This is a genomic window from Actinomadura decatromicini, assembly GCF_008121305.1.
Lineage (GTDB): Bacteria > Actinomycetota > Actinomycetes > Streptosporangiales > Streptosporangiaceae > Spirillospora > Spirillospora syzygii.
Genome location: NZ_VSRQ01000003.1, coordinates 890,612 through 908,089 on the forward strand (window position 1 = coordinate 890,612; position 17,478 = coordinate 908,089).

Annotated in this window: 14 protein-coding genes and 1 pseudogene; 8 read left to right on the forward strand and 7 right to left on the reverse strand. The window is 70.7% G+C overall.

The features are described 5' to 3' along the window. Window positions 1-99: 99 nt before the first annotated feature. A pseudogene (locus FXF68_RS17830) lies at window positions 100-1,002 on the reverse strand (RNA polymerase sigma factor); the annotation flags it as partial. Between the two features lie 198 nt (window positions 1,003-1,200). Between FXF68_RS17830 and FXF68_RS17835 the strand changes: the two are divergent. Further along, a complete protein-coding gene (locus FXF68_RS17835; protein WP_148760484.1) occupies window positions 1,201-1,833 on the forward strand; it encodes a TetR/AcrR family transcriptional regulator in 633 nt (210 codons plus the stop codon). A 14-nt stretch (window positions 1,834-1,847) separates the two neighbouring features. On the opposite strand, the gene FXF68_RS17840 is transcribed toward FXF68_RS17835, so the two are convergent. From FXF68_RS17840 to FXF68_RS17850, 3 genes are all read right to left on the reverse strand, one after another. After that, window positions 1,848-5,219, reverse strand: coding sequence for a pyruvate carboxylase (locus FXF68_RS17840; protein WP_148760486.1), 3,372 nt, complete (start codon window positions 5,217-5,219; stop codon window positions 1,848-1,850). A 244-nt stretch (window positions 5,220-5,463) separates the two neighbouring features. Further along, window positions 5,464-6,138, reverse strand: a complete 675-nt coding sequence (locus FXF68_RS17845) for a hypothetical protein (RefSeq protein ID WP_148760488.1) — start codon at window positions 6,136-6,138, stop codon at window positions 5,464-5,466. 62 nt (window positions 6,139-6,200) lie between these two features. Next, window positions 6,201-6,539, reverse strand: a complete 339-nt coding sequence (locus FXF68_RS17850; protein WP_148760490.1) for a PadR family transcriptional regulator — start codon at window positions 6,537-6,539, stop codon at window positions 6,201-6,203. 209 nt (window positions 6,540-6,748) lie between these two features. Between FXF68_RS17850 and FXF68_RS17855 the strand changes: the two genes are divergently transcribed. After that, a complete protein-coding gene (locus tag FXF68_RS17855) occupies window positions 6,749-6,931 on the forward strand; it encodes a hypothetical protein (protein ID WP_148760492.1) in 183 nt (60 codons plus the stop codon). 13 nt (window positions 6,932-6,944) lie between these two features. Here the strand turns inward: FXF68_RS17855 and FXF68_RS17860 are convergent, their stop codons facing one another. Continuing rightward, complete coding sequence (locus FXF68_RS17860) at window positions 6,945-7,589, reverse strand: TetR/AcrR family transcriptional regulator (protein ID WP_246178761.1); 645 nt, start codon at window positions 7,587-7,589, stop codon at window positions 6,945-6,947. A gap of 169 nt (window positions 7,590-7,758) precedes the next feature. Between FXF68_RS17860 and FXF68_RS17865 the strand changes: the two genes are divergently transcribed. Beyond that, complete coding sequence (locus tag FXF68_RS17865) at window positions 7,759-9,537, forward strand: serine/threonine protein kinase (protein WP_246178762.1); 1,779 nt, start codon at window positions 7,759-7,761, stop codon at window positions 9,535-9,537. A 166-nt stretch (window positions 9,538-9,703) separates the two neighbouring features. On the opposite strand, the gene FXF68_RS17870 is transcribed toward FXF68_RS17865, so the two are convergent. Continuing rightward, window positions 9,704-9,958, reverse strand: a complete 255-nt coding sequence (locus FXF68_RS17870; RefSeq protein WP_370671582.1) for a DUF397 domain-containing protein — start codon at window positions 9,956-9,958, stop codon at window positions 9,704-9,706. Next, a complete protein-coding gene (locus tag FXF68_RS17875; RefSeq protein ID WP_083981040.1) occupies window positions 9,955-10,776 on the reverse strand; it encodes a helix-turn-helix domain-containing protein in 822 nt (273 codons plus the stop codon). The genes FXF68_RS17870 and FXF68_RS17875 overlap by 4 nt, the downstream gene beginning before the upstream one ends. Window positions 10,777-11,203: 427 nt before the next feature. On the opposite strand from FXF68_RS17875, the gene FXF68_RS17880 reads away from it, so the two are divergent. The 5 genes from FXF68_RS17880 to FXF68_RS44495 all read left to right on the forward strand — a co-directional run bounded on the left by FXF68_RS17880 (window position 11,204) and on the right by FXF68_RS44495 (window position 17,257). After that, a complete protein-coding gene (locus FXF68_RS17880) occupies window positions 11,204-11,665 on the forward strand; it encodes an ATP-binding protein (protein ID WP_148760877.1) in 462 nt (153 codons plus the stop codon). A gap of 201 nt (window positions 11,666-11,866) precedes the next feature. Continuing rightward, window positions 11,867-12,220, forward strand: coding sequence for an STAS domain-containing protein (locus FXF68_RS17885; protein WP_148760496.1), 354 nt, complete (start codon window positions 11,867-11,869; stop codon window positions 12,218-12,220). Between the two features lie 223 nt (window positions 12,221-12,443). Continuing rightward, complete coding sequence (locus FXF68_RS17890; RefSeq protein ID WP_148760498.1) at window positions 12,444-13,700, forward strand: M16 family metallopeptidase; 1,257 nt, start codon at window positions 12,444-12,446, stop codon at window positions 13,698-13,700. Next, window positions 13,697-15,058: a M16 family metallopeptidase gene (locus tag FXF68_RS17895; RefSeq protein WP_148760500.1), complete on the forward strand. Its 1,362-nt coding sequence runs from the start codon at window positions 13,697-13,699 to the stop codon at window positions 15,056-15,058. Before FXF68_RS17890 ends, FXF68_RS17895 begins: the two co-directional genes overlap by 4 nt. Before the next feature lie 210 nt (window positions 15,059-15,268). Next, on the forward strand, window positions 15,269-17,257 hold the full coding sequence (locus tag FXF68_RS44495) for a sporulation protein (RefSeq protein WP_187437975.1): 1,989 nt from the start codon (window positions 15,269-15,271) through the stop codon (window positions 17,255-17,257). Window positions 17,258-17,478 lie beyond the last annotated feature (221 nt).

Sequence of the window (17,478 nt, forward strand, 5' to 3'; positions counted from 1 at the left end):
CACGTCCACGAGAAGTGTCCTCGGAGATCATCTCCGCTGCCACCCACAGCGGGACGAGTTCCGTGTCACACCGGCGTACGGCGACTGTTCCCGCTCGCCCTATCCAAGCAGGTCGGCGAGGGTTTCGCGGCGAGACGGATGGCGCAGTTTATGCATCCCTTTTGACTCGATTTGCCGGATTCGCTCCCGGGTAACCCCATATACGCGCCCGACCTCTTCCAGGGTTTTGGGCTCGCCGCCGGACAGTCCGAACCGGAGGGAGATCACGCCCGCCTCCCGCTCGGTCAGCGTCTCCAGGACGGCGTCGAGCCGCCCGCGCAGCATCGAGGACGCGACGACGTCGGCGGGGTCGCCGCCGTCCGGGTCCTCGATGACGTCGCCGAGCTCGCCGTCGCCGTCCTCCCCGAGGGGGGTGTGCAGGGACAGCGGCTCGCGCGCCTGCCTGCGCAGCCACTCGACCTTCTCCGCCGTGATGTCGAGCTCCACGGCCAGCTCCCGCGCGGTGGGCTCGCGGCCGAGGTCCTGCATCATCCGCCGCCGGACGCGCGTCATGCGGTTCAGCACCTCGACGACGTGCACGGGGATGCGGATCGTGCGGCTCTGGTCGGCCAGCGCGCGGCTGATCGCCTGCTTGATCCACCAGACGGCGTAGGTGGAGAACTTGAGGCCGCGCCGGTACTCGAACTTCTCCACGGCGCGGATGAGCCCGAGGTTGCCTTCCTGGACGAGGTCGTTGAGCGGCAGGCCGTGGCCCATATAGCGCTTGGCGAGCGAGACGACGAGACGGAGGTTGGCCTCCACCATGTGCTCTTTGGCGCGTGCTCCGTCGGCGGCGATCCACTCCAGGTCTTCCTTGTCCTGAAGGCTGAGGTCGTCGCCCAGGGTTTCGAGGCGCTCCCGGGCGAACAGTCCGGCCTCGATGCGCTTGGCGAGGTCGACTTCCTGCTCGGCAGTGAGGAGCGCGGTGCGGCCGATGCGGGAGAGGTAGTCCTTCATCGGATCGACCAGGTTCACGTTCACGGTCGCACGGGGGGTCGCGCTGGGCGCGTGGCTGGCGTTCAGGGCGGTGTCCTTTGCTCGTCCTGCCGGGCGGGAACGGGTCACCCGGTCTCGGTACCCGATAGTCTCGCGACCTAAACTTTGAACGAGCCTAGAAATATACTTATTACAAATTTAGGTCGCCCATGGAACAATGACCTGATGGGACTCCGGGAGATGAAGAAGCAGCAGACGCGGCAGAACATCTCGAACCAGGCGACGCGCCTCTTCCTGCGGCACGGCTACGACCGGGTGACGATCGCCGACGTCGCCGCTGCGGCCCAGGTGGCGAAGATGACCGTCACCAACTACTTCCCCCGCAAAGAGGACCTGGCCCTCGACCTGCGCGACGCCTTCGTCGGACGGCTCGCCGCAATCGTCGCCGAGCGGCCCGCCGGCGAGCCCGCGCTCACCGCGCTGCGCCGGGAGTTCCAGCGGGCGGTCGACCGGCGCGACCCGGTGATCGGCTTCTCCCGCCCCGACTTCGCGCGCATGCTCGTCCAGAGCCCGGCGCTCGTGGCGCGGCTCCGCGAGTTCCACGAGGAGCGCGAGGCCGCCCTGGCCGCCGTCCTCGCCGAGGAGACGGGCGCGGCCCCGGACGACCCGCTCCCCCGCCTCGTGGCCGCGCAGCTCGGCGGCGTCCACCGCGTCCTGTTCCAGGAGACCCTCCGCCGCACCCTGGACGGTGAGAGCGACGACGAGATCGCCGCCGCCCTCACCGCGTCCGCGCGGACCGCGTTCGACCTGCTCGAACCGTCCCTCGCCGACTACGCCGCAGCGCACTCCCCGAACTGACCCTCTCGGTCCGCTCAGGCGATCACCAGCAGCAGATCGCCCGCCTGGACGGGTGTGGCCCCCTTGACGGCCAGCCGGTTCACGGTTCCCGCAACGGGCGCGGTGATCGCGGCCTCCATCTTCATCGCCTCGATCGTGGCGACCACGTCGCCCGCCGCGACCTCGTCGCCCTTCGCCACGCGGAGCGTCACCGACCCGTCGAAGGGCGCGGCGACGTGGCCGGGCTCGTCCGGGTCGGCGCGTTCGACCGGCGGCGCGTCCGACGCCACGGACTTGTCCCGGACGGACAGGGTGCGGAGCTGCCCGTTCACCGTGCAGATCACCTGCCGGACGCCCGCCTCGTCCACGTCGCCCACCGCCTCCAGGGCGGCGAGGACCCGCACGCCCGGTTCGAGGTCGAACGCGACCTCGTGCCCTGTGCGCAGGCCGTAGAGGAAGGGGCCGGTGGGCAGTACGGACAGGTCGCCGTAGGCCGCGCGTGCCTCCCGGTAGTCCTTCGCTGGGCCGGGGAAGAGGAGACGGTCGAGCGTGTCACGTACCTCCGCCCCAGCCAGAGCCTTCTCTTCCGTGCTGGTGAGTTCGGCACGGGCGGGCGTGTACTGGCGTCCTTCGAGGGCCTTGGTGCGGAACGGTTCGGGCCAGCCGCCTGGCGGGTCGCCCAGTTCGCCGTTCAGGAAACCGATGACGCTGTCAGGGATGTCGTAGCGGTCAGGGTTCTCGGCGAAGTCGTCTGGGTCGGCACCCGCCGCGACCAGATGGAGCGCCAGGTCGCCGACCACCTTGCTGGACGGGGTGACCTTCACGAGCCGTCCGAGGATCGCGTCCGCCGCCGCGTACAACCGCTCGATCTCCTCGAAGCGGTCACCGAGGCCCAGCGCGACGGCCTGCTGCCGCAGGTTCGACAACTGCCCCCCAGGAATCTCGTGCCGGTACACCCGTCCGGTGGGTGAAGGCAGCCCCATCTCGAACGGCGCGTACAGCTTCCGGACGGCCTCCCAGTACGGCTCCATGGAGGTCAGCGCACCCAGGTCGATGCCGGTCGCGTTCTCGGTGAAGTCGGTCGCGGCGACGATCGCCTGGAGCGGCGGCTGGCTCGTGGTCCCCGAGAGGGGCGCGGCGGCACCGTCGACTGCGTCGACCCCCGCTTGAATGGCCGCGATGTAGGTGCCGATCTGCCCGCCCGCCGTGTCGTGGGTGTGCAGATGGACGGGCAGGTCGAACCGTTCGCGCAACGCCTTGACCAGTGTGTACGCGGCGGGCGCGCGGAGCAGTCCGGCCATGTCCTTGATGCACAGGATGTGGACGCCCGCCTCGACGAGTTCCTCCGCTAGACGCAGGTAATAGTCGAGGGTATAGAGCCGCTCGTTCGGGGACGACAGGTCGCCCGTGTAGCAGAGGGTCCCTTCCACCAAGGCGTGGGTCTGGAGAACCGCTTCGATGGCCGGACGCATCCGTTCCACGTCATTCAGCGCATCGAACACACGGAAGATGTCGACTCCCGTACTGGCCGCTTCCTTCACGAATGCCCGCGCCACCGAGTCCGGGTAGGGCGTGTAGCCGACGGTGTTGCGGCCTCGCAGGAGCATCTGAATGCAGAGGTTCGGTGCGGCTTCACGGATCGCGGCGAGCCTGTCCCAGGGCGACTCTCCGAGAAAGCGAAGCGCGACGTCGTACGTTGCCCCACCCCACGCTTCGATGGAGAAAAGCTGAGGCGTCATTCGGGCGAGGTAAGGAGCGGCGGCGAGCAGGTCGTATGTGCGTACTCGCGTCGCGAGAAGCGACTGGTGCGCGTCCCTGAACGTCGTGTCCGTGACGGCCAGAGCGCTCTGCGACCGGAGCTGCTGCGCGAACGCCTGCGGGCCGAGCGCCAACAGCCGGTCGCGCGAACCCTCCGGGAACGGGCCGTCCATGGAGAGCGCCGGGAGCTTCGTCGCCGGGTCCAGGTCGGTGGGCGCCTCACCGTGCGGCTTGTTGACGGTCACGTCCGCCAGATACCGGACGAGCCGCGTAGCGCGGTCACCGCTCGACCGTGCCGTGAGCAGTTCGGGATGGTCGCCGATGTAGGACGTCGTCACGCCGCCTGCGCGGAAGTCCTGTTCATCTAGCAGCGCCTGCAAGAACGGAATGTTGGACGCCACTCCCCGGATGCGGAATTCAGCGACCGCTCTGCGCGCGCGCCGCACGGCCTCCTCGAACGTCCGTCCGCGGCAGGTCAGCTTGACCAGCAGGGAGTCGAAATGGGGGCTGATGATCGCGCCGCCATAAGCGGTACCCGTGTCGAGACGCACACCCGCGCCGCCCGGCGACCGGTACGCCGAGATCTTCCCCGTATCCGGACGGAACCCGTTCGCCGGGTCTTCCGTGGTGATCCGGCACTGGACGGCGTAACCGCTCACGGTCACTTCGTCCTGCGCGATACCGAGGTCAGCAAGTGTCTCGCCGCCCGCAATGCGCAACTGGCTCTGCACCAAGTCGACACCGGTGACTTCTTCGGTCACGGTGTGCTCGACCTGGATACGCGGATTCATCTCGATGAACACGTGCTGACCGCGGTCGTCCACGAGGAATTCCACGGTGCCCGCGTTCTCGTAGCCGATTTCCTTTGCGAAACGCACGGCGTCGTCACAAAGCCGCTGCGCCACCTCTGGGTCGAGCCTGGGCGCGGGCGCGATTTCCACCACCTTCTGATGGCGCCGCTGCACCGAACAGTCACGCTCACGCAGATGGACCACGTGCCCGGCACCGTCCGCGAGGACCTGCACCTCAATGTGGCGGGGACGATCCACCGCCTGCTCAAGGAAGACCGTGGCGTCGCCGAACGCGCTCTCCGCCTCCCTACGGGCGGTGTCCACGGCGGCCTGCAAATCCTCCCGGTTGTCGACGCGGCGCAGCCCGCGCCCTCCGCCACCGGCCGCGGCCTTCACGAACAGCGGGAACCCGACATCGTCGGCCGCGTCCAACTCGCGTCCGGCCTCCGGCGTCGCCGACCGCAGCACCGGCAGCCCCGCCCGCCGCGCCGCCGCGACCGCCTCGATCTTGTTCCCGGCCAGGCTCAGCGCCGCCGACGACGGCCCCACGAACGTGATGCCGTTGCGTACGCACGCCTTCGCCAGCTCGGGGCTCTCCGACAGGAACCCGTAACCCGGATACACGGCGTCGGCGCCCACCCGCAGCGCCGTCTCCACGATGCCGTCCACGTCCAGGTAGGCCCGGACGGGATGCCCGTGCTCGCCGATCTCGTACGCCTCGTCCGCCTTCTGGCGGTGCAGCGACAACCGGTCCTCGTGCGCGTACACGGCGACACTGGCTATACCGAGCTCATAGGCCGCGCGGAAGGCGCGCACGGCGATCTCGCCCCGGTTGGCGACGAGCAGCTTTCTGATCACGTATCTCTCCTACGAGACGGCCTCAGCGCGTCCGCCCGCAAGGACTCCACACTGAGCCGCTCAAGGCACCGGCGGGCGAACCGGTCCTGCAATACGTACCCAGTCCAGCCCGCCGGGGAGCGTCCCGTCCTCATCCCTCCCGTGGGAACAACCCCCCGGATCCCACCAACCGCAAAAACCCCACTTCTTCCCACCCCACGTGCTTCTCAGCCGGGGAAGTGGTCGAGCGAAACGCTGATTTCCGTCAGGAGGATTTGCGGCGGCGGGCGAGCCAGGCGCGGACGACGATCGAGATGGCCAAGGCGCTGAGAGCGCCCACCACCATGCCGGTGAGGGAACCACCGAAATCGCTGTAGGAGAGGTCCGACACCAGCGTGAGACCGGCGAGGCAGAGGACGACGGTGACGATGGTCATGGCAGCGATGAGATCCCTGAAATGTCCGCTCCAGAACGCCGATACGGCTGGAGTTCTGGGAACGTTCCGCAGAGCCGCCTCAGGCCCGATGGTGGCGGCCTTGGGACGCTTGAAGTACTCGAAGCAGACCCAGGTACCGCAGGATTCCCAGCCGTCCGGAGCCAAACGGTCGATGACGGCTTGACCGCGCCCCGGGAGGACGGTCTCGCGGTGGTACTCCCAGCGCTGCGGGTTCTCCGGATCGCGGTGGCTGACGAAGCGGCCCGCGCCGTCCACCCGCTCCACCTCCCAGCCCTCGTCGCCGTAGCGGTTGAGGACGTCGCGTTCATGGAAGGCGTCGGCCCTCCAGGTCCAAGTCTCGGCAGAGGACGGAGGGGCGGCGTCGTCCTGTTCCCCGGACGGTGCCACCTGAGGGGCGAATTCCTCCGGCGTGCCGAACTCCTGTACCGGGTCGGTTCCGGATTCGGTCACGTATGCCGCGAGGTCGTCGACGGTCAGCGCCACCTGGTCCGCAGGGAGCCCGCGGGCGTATAGCCGCTGCGCCAGTTCCTGGAAGTAGGGGCTCGTCATCGGTCCGCTCCTTGGGTGAGCATCGTGCGCACGGATTCGTCGAAGGCGAGCCACAGCGCGCTCTGCTCAGTGAGCGTCGCGCGGCCCTCGTCGGTGAGGTGGTAGTAGCGGCGGCCCGGGCCGCGTTCGGCGACCCGGAACTCCGCGGAGACCAGACCGGCCTCCTCCAGGCGGTTGAGGACCGGATAGAGGGTTCCGCCCTTGATCTGCCCCAGGCCCGCGTCGGCGAGCGTCTTGGCGATCTCGTACCCGTAGCTCTCGCCCCGGGTCAGGCTCGCGAGCACCAGCAGGTCGAGGACGCCCTTGAGCCAGCTGGCCCGGCGGTCGGGTGCCATGGCCGCCCTCCTCGTATCGGTTGACTAGCTAGACCGTAACGCCAGCTAGTTAGGAATACAACCTAGATAGCCAGCACGAGGCCGGATCCGGACGGCGCCCTAAACGGAACGATCACTCGGAATAGCCCGAAAGATCTTGCGGTTGCAACTACTGTGCGAAAGCCCGCGAGCCGGGTAGCACCCATGTCCGCGATCCATGGAGGTGAACCGTGCCGAGCAGCATCCCCAGGACCCGCTCCAACAGGGAACACGAACACGTGAAGACCACGTCGCTGCGCGCCCTCGCGGTCGCCGCGCGGCTGGAACGCAATCACGCCCCGGAGGGTCCGCCGGGCGGGGAAGAGGGCCGGGCGGAGCGGCGCACCAAGCGGCGTAGCCCCGACCCGGCCTGACCCAGCTTTTTCGTTAGGAATCCCCTGGCCCGGCCCCAACCGCGCCGAAGAGGGCGTGGACGGCGGCGCGCGCGCGTTCCGCCCCCACGCTCTCGACCATCGCGGTGAGGTGCTCCGCACCGAGGACGGCCAGAAGCGCGTGCGCCAGCCCGTCCCCGTCGGGGACCGACTGGTCGAGCAGGATCGTCAGGTGCCGATGCCAGAAGCCGTACGCGCCGATGCGGTACCGGGCGCCCGGCGAGGCGGTCTCGGACATCCGCACCAGGGCCAGATGGTCGAGGACGTAGTCCAGATAGGCGTCGGCGAAGGCGAGTAGACGTTCGGACGGCGCAACGACCGCATCCACCCCACCCGGGCCCAGTGGAGCCGGTCCGGACAGGATCGCGTCCTGAAGGTCGCGTTCCCGTTCGTCCAGGAGGGCGACGGCGAGCCCCGCCTTGTCGCCGAACCGGCGGAAGAGGGTCCCCTTGCCGACCCCGGCCGCGTTGGCGACCGCGTCCATCGAGACGGACTCGACGCCATGCTCGGCGAACAGGCGGGCGGCGGCCTCGAGCACCTTGGCCCGGTTCCGCGCCGCGTCCGCGCGCTCCTTGGGCGGCGGCGTGCGCATCAGCTCAAGATCGACGCTCCGGCCGCCGACAGGGCCGCGCTCTGTCACCGGTTCTCCCCTCCCATGAATCGGACTGTAGTCCATTTAGCGTCCCGGCGCCACTCACTAGATCAACCGCCCGCGGAAGCGCCTATCATCCTCTGCCCCTAGGCTGGTGCGCGGTCCAGGTCGGCGAGCCCGAAGTGACCGAGCCGGAGAGTGACGGGGAGCGAGTGGTGTGACGGACAGGACGATGCCGGACGCCCTGCCGCTGCGGTCGGGCGACCCGATCGAGCTGGGCGGGTACGAGATCGTGGGCCGCCTGGGCGAGGGCGGGCAGGGATCGGTGTTCCTGGGGCGGCGGGTCGGCGCCGGTGGGGACGTCCCCGCCGTGGACCACGTCGCCATCAAGCTCCTCCACGGCGGCCTGGCCGGAGACACCTCCGCCCGCGCGCGCTTCGTCCGCGAGTTGGAGGTCGCCAAGCGCGTCGCACGGTTCTGCACCGCGCAGGTACTCGACGCCGACGTCGCGGGCGACCAGCCCTACATCGTCAGTGAGTACGTTCCCGGGCTGTCCCTCCATCACGTGGTGCGGACAGACGGACCACGTACCGGCGGTGCACTGGAACGGCTCGCCATCAGTACCCTCACCGCGCTGACCGCGATCCACCAGGCGGGGATCGTCCACCGCGACTTCAAGCCCCACAACGTGATGATGGGACCGGACGGCCCCCGCGTCATCGACTTCGGTGTGGCGCGCGCGCTGGGCGCGGCCGGAGAGACGCAGAACGTCGGCACGCCCGCCTACATGGCGCCCGAACACTTCACGGGCGCGGAGGTCAGCACCGCCTCGGACATGTTCGCCTGGGGCACGACCATGGTGTTCGCCGCCACGGGACGTCCCGCCTTCGGCAATGACGAGATGGCCTCGGTCATGCACCGCATCCTGACCGGTGAGCCCGATCTCGGCGACCTGCCCAGTCCGATGCGCGAACTCGTCTCGGCGTGCCTGGCCAAGGAGCCCGCGCAGCGTCCCACCGCGCGCCAAGCGCAGGAACGCCTTGTCGGGGCGGCGAGCGGCACGTCGGCGGCCGAGGCGCCCGTCCAGCCGCTGCCCGCGTTCCCGGCCGAGATGAACAGCGCCGCCGGGGATCGGGGCCGTGGCTCGACGGATCCGCATGCGGCGCCGTCCGACATGGCCGGGGCGCTCCTGCCACCGGACCAGGTCACCGATCCCTCCTCGCCCAGGAACAGGACCGCGCCCCAGCCCCCGTCTTACTTCGAGGCGGGTCATGGTGGCGCGCCCCCAGTGTTCCCCTCCGGCTCGTCCAGCGGTCATGGGGCGGGCGGCAGGAAGCGGGGTCGGCTCGTCGTTCCCATCGCGGCCGCCGCCGCAGTGGCGGCCGTCATCGCGGGCGGCTCCGTATGGGCCGCGACAAGGTCGGGTGACGACAAGGGCAACGACCACCAGGTCGCGGCAGCCGACCAGAACGGCGCGCAAGACGGGCAGGGGGCGGTGGCCGGAGGCGACGCCCGGAACCCGACGAAGCCGAAACCGGGTCAGCCCCAGGGGAAGCAGAGCCCGACACCCGCTGGGCCCAACTCGTCCCAGCAACCGGGGGCACCGCAGCAGCCCGGCTCTACGTCGACCAAGGGCGGAGGGGGCGGAGCCTCCACTCCCACTAAGGAACCGGCCAACAAGTACACGCCGCAGGCCGCGTGCAACAGCGGCGGCCATGGAGGCGGTTATTACGTGCAGCGGTCCATGGGCGTTTCCGGCGGCACCGCCTACCAGCTCTACAACAGCTCCGGGTACAACTGCGCCGTCACGATGAAAACGCAGCACGTGGGGACCAAGTCCCCGGTCTCGGTGTGGATCCAGAAGCAGGGCGGTAGCCAGGTCGTCGACAGCGGGTCGTTCGCCTGGTACGCCGGGCCGGTGTATGTGAAGGCGCCGGGCGCGTGCGTCCGGTTCGGCGGCAACGGCCGTACCGCCGCCTATGCCAACTGCGGCTGAGACGCACACGCACCAAAGCGAAAGGCCACCCTCGCGCCAATGGGGTGGCCTCTGCGTGGTGGCGGACGGGTCGACGTTGGGTGACCGGTGTCGACCCGTCGCCTTTCGGCATGCCGCCTCGAACGGGAGTCAGGCGGCGGTTGGTTGGCGGGTTTTCTGGTGAGTGTCAGTTACGGGAGGCGATGAGATGGTCGAAGTCGCCGTCCTTGGCTCCAAGGATGAGCGCTTCGATCTCGTGACGGGTGTAGATGAGGGCCGGGCCCTCGGGATGGCGGGAGTTGCGCATCGCGACCTGCCCGCCGGGCAGCTCGGCGATTTCCACACAGTTCCCCTGGGAATTGCTTCGCCGGGACTTCAGCCACCGAGCCCCGCGGAGGTCGGTGGCGGGCATCCCGTTGTCGTAGTCGGTCTGGAGCATCATGTCTCTCTGAGAAGATCACCAAGAAGCTCGACGGTGCGCTCCGGGGTCGCGCTGTCGACGCACAGGCGTTCCATCGCCTGCAGGTACGTGTCGACGTCGTCGCGCTTGTCCAGGTACATGGCGCCGGTGAGGTTCTCGACGTAAACCACGTCCGGCAGGTCCTGCTCGGGAAAGCGCAGGATCGTGAACGCGCCTCCCTCGGCCGCGTGTCCACCGAACCTGAACGGCATGATCTGGATGGTGACGTTGGGCAGTTTCGACATCTCGATGAGATGCTCGAACTGGCCTCTCATCACCTCCGGACCGCCGATGGGACGCTTCAGCGCCCCCTCGTCCACGACCGCCCACAGGCGCGGAGCTTCCGGTCCCGTGAGGCGTTCCTGGCGTTGCAGGCGCAGTTCCACGCGCTGGTCGATTTCGTGTTCGGCGGCACCTGCGTTGCCGAGGCGGATCACCGCTCGCGCATACCCCTCCGACTGCAGCAGTCCCGGAACGAACTGCAGTTCATATGTGCGGATCAACGCCGCCGACTCCTCCAGGCCCACATAGGTCTGGAACCAGCCGGGCAACACGTCGTTGTAACGGTGCCACCAACCGGGAGTGTTGGCCTCCCGCGCTAGCTGCAGCAGCGCCTCGCGCTCTGTCTTGTCGCTGACGCCGTACAGCGAGAGCAGGTCGTCCACGTCTCGCTCTTTGAAGCTGACTCGCCCTAGCTCGAGGCGGCTTATCTTGGACTCCGACGCGCGGATGACGTAGCCGGCGTCCTGACGGGTCACGCCCTTCTGCTCACGCAGACGGCGCAGCTGCGACCCGAGCAGGATCCGGCGAACGGTCGACCCGCTTCCCGGCGTCTCTGGAGTCACGCCCAACCTCCGGCTATTCGGCGGACAGCGAACCTAGTGTGCCACTGGCCTCGGTATCCTGCGGTTACCTCCGATCACTTGCGTGCCGCCCGCGCCGCCCCACACCCTCACCACGCGGATGCACGTGCATTGGGCCTTGCATTCGCACGCTACGATGCGCAGGATAACGCACGAGACTTCCGATCCACGGCGGCACAACAAGATCACTCTGCGGGGTCCGGTTGGAATGACGTCACGCCACGCGCACGACGACACGCGATGGAAGCTGGGTCCCGTCGTGGGGCCGGCCGGCTCGCACGACCATGCCGCGCGGTCCACGCCCGTCCCGGAATCGTCTGACCTGCCACATCCCCTGGACACTGCCCTGACGGCATTGACCGCGATGCAGGGGCACACGGTCTCCTTCACCGTCGCGCCCGATCCCGAGTCCGTCACCGAGGCACGGCATTTCGCGGTGTCCCGCCTCACCGAATGGGGCGTCACCGAACTCAGCGACGACGTGGGGCTCGTCGTCTCCGAACTCGTCACGAACGCACTGCGGCACAGCGGGGGGGCGTTTCGCAGTCGGCCGGGCCACGACGTGCACCACGAGGGCGTGTACGACGACCCGACCGACCCGCTCGGCTCCGCGCCGTCCGCGATAAGGCTCCGGCTCGGCCACCAGCCGCCCTGGCTGCTCTGCGGGATCATCGACGCGAGCCGGGCCGCGCCCCGGCGCAAAGAGCCCGACTACATCGCCGAGACGGGGCGCGGCCTGCACCTGGTGGAGTCGTTCAGCGTCCGGTGGGGTTGGCGTTCGCTGCCGCACGGCAAAGTGGTGTGGGCCCTGTTCCGCACCGCTTGAGGTCCGTCATGGACGCGCAGTTGGGCGTGCGGGTGGGCGGACGGTGTGAAACCGGTGCGCTTGGTGGGGTCGGAGTGCGACATCCCGTTGGCGGGGCGTAACGGCGCGTCACACGGGTAGCAAGACAGTCCCCACTCGGGCCCGGCCCCCGGATCCCCGGCTCCCGGCCCCCGAGGCGACCATCGGCAGAAAGGAGCGGCGGTGGACTTCGCCGTCGAGCACCGCGTCGAACAGGGCCTCACGGTGGTGAAGATCAGCGGCGAGATCGACGTCTTCACCAGCCCCCGGCTACGGGAGGCGCTCCTGGACATCATCGACAACGGCGGCACGCACCTCGTCATCGACCTCGGCGAGGTCACGTTCCTCGACTCCACGGGCCTCGGCGTGCTGGTCGGCATCTACCACCGGCTCCGGGCGCGCGACGGGACGATGTCGTTCATGGGCGTCAACGACCGGGTCCGCCGGGTCTTCCACGTCACCCAGCTCACCAAGATCTTCGTCCTGCACCACTCCCTCGAGGACGCGATCGCGGCCCACGAGTCCGCGTCGTCCTGATCTTCGCGCCGCCCGCGCGCCTCCCCGACCTCCCGCCCCGGCCTTCCGCCGCCCCGTTCCCGGCTTCGGTTCCCGGGTTATCCACAGGTTCGCGCGAGCGCTCCCGAGGCCGCGCGCACCCGGTACGGTGAAGACCGAGATCAAGCCCGCCGCCTGGGCACGTCCCGCCGACGCGCGCGGTGCTGTCCGCCAGCCGAACCATTCGAACGGACGGGAGCGCTCCGTGGCAGAACAGCCGCTGCATGAGCACAGGCTCGGCAATGGCCTGCGCGTGGTGGTCTGCGAGGACCATGTCGTACCACTGGCCGCCGTGAACATCTGGTACGGGGTGGGCTCACGCCACGAAAGGGCCGGGCGCACCGGCCTCGCCCACCTCTTCGAGCACCTCATGTTCCAGGGCTCGGCGAACGTCGCCGAGGGCGAGCACGCCGCGCTGCTGGAGAGCGCGGGCGCCGCCTTCAACGCCAGCACGTCGTTCGAGCGCACGAACTACTACGAGACGGTGCCGGTCAGCCATCTGGAGCTCGCGCTCTGGCTGGAGGCCGACCGGATGGGCACGCTGCCCGCCGCGCTCACCCAGGCCAACCTCGACAACCAGCGCGACGTGGTGAAGAACGAGCGCCGCCAGCGCTACGACAACCAGCCCTACGGGACGGCCTTCGAGCGGCTCTGCGACCTGACGTTCCCCTCGGGCCACCCCTACGCGCACACCCCGATCGGCTCCATGGAGGACCTCGACGCCACCACCCTCGAAGACTGCGCCGACTTCTTCGCCACCTGGTACGCGCCGGGCAACGCCGTCCTGTCCGTGGTGGGCGACGTCGACCCGGCGAAGACCATCGAGGCGGTCGAACGCTATTTCGGCGGCCTGCCGGCGGGCCCGGCGAAGCCGCCCACGCGGCCCGGCGAGCTCGGTCCGCTGACCGGCGTGCGTGAGGAGACCCTCGACGAGGAGGTCCCCTCCCCCGCCTACTTCGCGATGTTCACGCTGCCCACCGACGGCGGCGACGACGTCGAGGCCGCCGAGCTGGCGGTCGAGATCCTCGGCGGCGGCTCCGGGTCCCGCCTCTACGACCGGATGGTGCGGCGCGACGAGATCGCCACCGAGGTGTGGGCCGGGGTGACGCGGCTGGCGTCCGGCCCGTCCCTGGCGATCGTGGACGCGATCGGGCCGGAACCGGACAAGATCGCCGCCGTGCTCGACGAGGAGCTCGAACGGTTCGCCGCCCACGGCCCGGACGCCGACGAGACCGCCCGCGCCACCGCCCAGGCCGAGCGCGGCTTCCTGGAGCAGACCGAGACCGTCACCGGCCTCGCCAACGCCCTCTCGCAGAACGCCACCCAGTTCGACGACCCGGCCCGGGTCTTCACCGCCCCCGGCCGCGCCGCCGCCGTCACCGGGGACGCGATCAAGGAGATGGCGGGCCGCTGGCTCGCGCCCGGCGCCCGCACCGCCCTGACCTACGGAGGCACCTCGTGACCAGCGGCCTGGAGCTGCAGCCCCGTCCCGTCCCCGGGCCCGTCCCGGCGTGGGCGTTCCCGGCCGCGAGCGCGGGCCGCGTCCCGGCCGGTCCGGCGACGCTGCGCTGCGACCTGCCCGGACGCAAGCTCGCCGCGGTCCGGCTCGTGCTGCACGCGGGTGCCGGGCGGGAGCCCGAGGGCCGCGACGGCGTCGCCACGCTCGCCGCGCGGGCGCTGCTGGAGGGCACCGAACCGGGCGGCGGCACCGCGCTGACCGCCGCTTTCGAGCGGCTCGGCGCCAGCCTGTACGCCGCCGCCGACCTGACGGCGCTGCGCATCGCGCTGGACGTCCCGGTCACCCGGCTCGGCGCGGCGCTGGAGCTGTTCTCGTCGGTGGTGCGGCGCCCCGCGCTGGACGACTCCGACGTGCGGCGCCTCGTCCGCGAGCGGCTGGAGGAGATCGCCCAGGAGGACGCCGACCCCGGGTCGCGCGCGATGCGCGAGCTGCGCGCGGTGATGTTCCCGGCGGACGCGCGGGCGTCCCGTCCGACGGGCGGCGGCCGCGGGCCGGTCGAGGCTCTCGGCGGGGCGGACGTGCGCGCCTTCTACGGTTCGGTGGTGCCCGCCGAGGCGACGGCGGTCGTCGCCGGAGACCTGTCCGGGGCCGACCCCGACACCGCGCTCAGCGCCGCCCTGGAAGACTGGGCCCCCTCGGGCGAGCCGCTGCCGACCGCCGACCGGGTCATGCCGGAGTCGTCCGCGCGGATCGTCGTCGTCGACCGTCCCGGCTCGGTGCAGACCTACCTCGGGTTCGGGCACGGGGTGCCCGACCGTTCCCACCACGACTGGCCGTCGCTGATGGTCGCGTCGCACGTGCTGGGCGGCGGGCTCACGTCCCGGCTCAACGCGGTGCTGCGCGAGGAGAAGGGCTACACGTACGGGATGCGGGCCGGGCTGCTGCGGATGCGGCACTGCGGGCTGTTCATCGCGCAGGGCGCCGTGCACACCGAGGTCACGGCCGACGCCGTGGCGGACGCGCTGACGGAGCTGCGCGGCATCGTGTCCCGGGGAATCGACGCGGACGAGCACGGCTCGTCCGTCCGCGCGCTGGCCGACCGGGCGCCCGCCGAGTACGAGACGGCCCGCTCCGTGGCCGCCGAGCTGGCCGACGTGTCCGCGAACGGGCTGGGCACCGACTACCCGAGCGCCTACCTCGCCGCCGTCCGTGCGTCCACCCCGGACGGTGTGGCCCGCGCGTACCGCAAGCACATCGACCCGGAGGCGCTCACCGTCATCGCCGTCGGCGACGCCGCCCAGATCCGCGAACCATTGGAGAAACTCGGCTACGCGACCGTCACGGTCACCACAAAGGAATAGCGCGTCACATCGGCGGTCGGGGCATTTCCCGGGATGCCGGACGAGTTGGTTCCGTTGTCCGTTTCGTGGCGTGAACCGATGGCATGCTGGACTGGTCTAACGCGTGACGGCCCGGCCCCGCGGACTCCTCGCGGACGCTCGGCGGGGCCGGTTCGCGCGGGCTGACATGCGCGGGGAAGCGTCCCCGCGGTCGGGAGAGGGGAACGGCCGGTGTCGTACGGGCAGATGGCAGGCGGCGGTCCGTCGGTCGACACGATCCTGTCGGAGCCGAACTGCAAGCCCGGCGGGGTCGTGGCGGGCAAGGTGCACCTGCGCGGCGGCTCCGGTCCCGTGGAGATCCGGCACGTCACGCTCGCGCTCATGCCGCGCATGCAGGACGGCTACGGCGGCGAGACGGCGGGCCCCGAGGTGTACCGGGGCGCCCTCACCCGAGGGTTCCGGCTGGACGCGGCGCAGCAGCGCGACCTCTCGTTCTCCATCCCGCTGCCGTACGAGCTGCCGTTCACCACCGTCCTCGGACACGAGCTGCCCGGCTTCACGATCGGCATGTGCACCGAGGTCGACGCGAAGGGGCAGCCCGACCCGGGCGACGTCGACCCGATCTCGGTCGAGCCGCTGGAGTCGCAGCAGTGGGTGCTCGCCGCGATCGCCCGGCTCGGCTTCCAGATCACGAACGTGACGTTCGAGTCGTCCAAGCTGCGGGGCGTGTCCCAGCAGTTGCCGTTCCACCAGGAGATCCACCTCAACCCGCCGACGTCGTTCCAGGGACGGGTCGACAAGGTCGGGCTGAGCTTCGTCGCCAGCCCGCGCAGCATGGCGTTCGTCCTGCGCGCCGAAGACCGCGACACCCCCTCGGACGAGTCGTTCGGCGTCTTCCAGGTGCCGCACTCGGAGGCCGCCGAGACCGACTGGAACGCCAAGATCACCCGATGGCTGGAGGCCGCGGTCGCGCTGCCGCGCACGGCGTCCGGCCCCGGCGCCGCGCACGGCGGCCCCACGCCGCCCCCGGGCCAGTCGCCCCTGCCACCGCCCGGCGGCCCCTCAGCGTTCCCGCCGCCCCCACCGCCGCCGGGCGGATCACCCGCACAGCCCGCCGCCGCGTCCTACGGGGGGCCGGGTGAATATGGCGAGTACGGCGGGCCGGGGAATGTCCAGTTCCCGCCACCCGCACCCGCGCCGGGCGAATCACCCGCGCCCATGCACACCCCAGGCCACGCCCCGCCCCCACCGGGCGGCCCCGCGTATCCCCCGCCCAACCCGGCACACCACCCCGGCGGCGGTAGCCCCGGCTTCCCCCCGCCGCCCCCGGGCAGCGCGCCCCCGCACGCACCCATGCCCGGCCACGGCAGCCCACCCGCACACTCACCAATGCCCGGCCACGGCAGCTCCCCGTTTTCGGGAGGCCCGGCGGGACACGCACCCATGCCCGGGCAAAGCGGCTCACCGTCCCCGCTCCCGGGTAGCCCGGCCGCACACGCACCCATGCCCGGACCGGCCGGCACTCCTCCCCCGCCCCCCGGCAGCCCTGGGGCGTATGGAGCAACGCCCGGCCACGGCGGTCCTCCGTCCCCACTCCCGGGCACCCCAGGCGCACACGCGCCCATGCCGGGACATGGCGGCCCGCCAATGCCGCCTTCAGGGCACGCCCCGCACGGCGCTCCGCCCGGTGGGCCATACGGGGGGCCGCCGCCGGTAGGCGCGGCACCCGGTGGTCCGCCGCCACCCGCCCCGGGAGGCCCAGCGCCGTACGGACCGCCGGGACACAACGGTCCGCCGCCACCGGCGCCGCCGGGCCCGGGGCCCTACCCGCCTGCGGCCCATGGTCATCCCGCGCCGCCGCCTATGCACGTCCATCACAGTCCGCCGGGGCACTACCACGGTCATCGCGGGCACCACGGCATCGCCGCGGCGGGCCTGGTCGGCGGCGCGGCCGCGGCCGGGATCGCGGGCGGGATGGCCATCGGCGCGGTCGGAGGAGACGTCGCCGGTTATGCGCAGAACGTGGCGGGCTACGTCGGCGGCGTCCCTGTCGACGCCTTCGGCAACGCCGTCGCCGGATACGCGGGCCAAGTGGCAGGCAACGTGATCGCCGACGCGGCGGGCGGGATAGCGGGCGACATCGCCGGAGACGTGGCCGGAGAAATCGCAGGCGGCGCAGCCGAAATCCTCGGCGGCCTCCTGGGCGGCCTCTTCGGCTAACCCCCACCCGCCCCACAACTCGCGTCGGAAACTCGTTCGGCGCACCAACCGACAACTCCCGGGCACCCACAGCCCAGCACGACCAGACCAGACGGCCCGCAGATCAAGAGGGCTACGGGCTACGCACGCCCTGGGCCCAGCACGCCCCGAGGCCGAGCAGAAGGCCAGCTGACCAAGCCACAAGCTGCGCACCGCACAGCCTGAGGCACCGCACAGGTCAG

Bases quoted from the DNA above. Each gene is read 5' to 3' on its own strand.
- FXF68_RS17835 (WP_148760484.1), top strand. From the start codon at position 1,201: ATGGGACTCCGGGAGATGAAGAAGCAGCAGACGCGGCAGAACATCTCG.
- FXF68_RS17850 (WP_148760490.1), bottom strand. From the start codon at position 6,539: ATGGCACCCGACCGCCGGGCCAGCTGGCTCAAGGGCGTCCTCGACCTG.
- FXF68_RS17870 (WP_370671582.1), bottom strand. From the start codon at position 9,958: ATGATGCTCCAGACCGACTACGACAACGGGATGCCCGCCACCGACCTC.
- FXF68_RS17880 (WP_148760877.1), top strand. From the start codon at position 11,204: ATGCAGGGGCACACGGTCTCCTTCACCGTCGCGCCCGATCCCGAGTCC.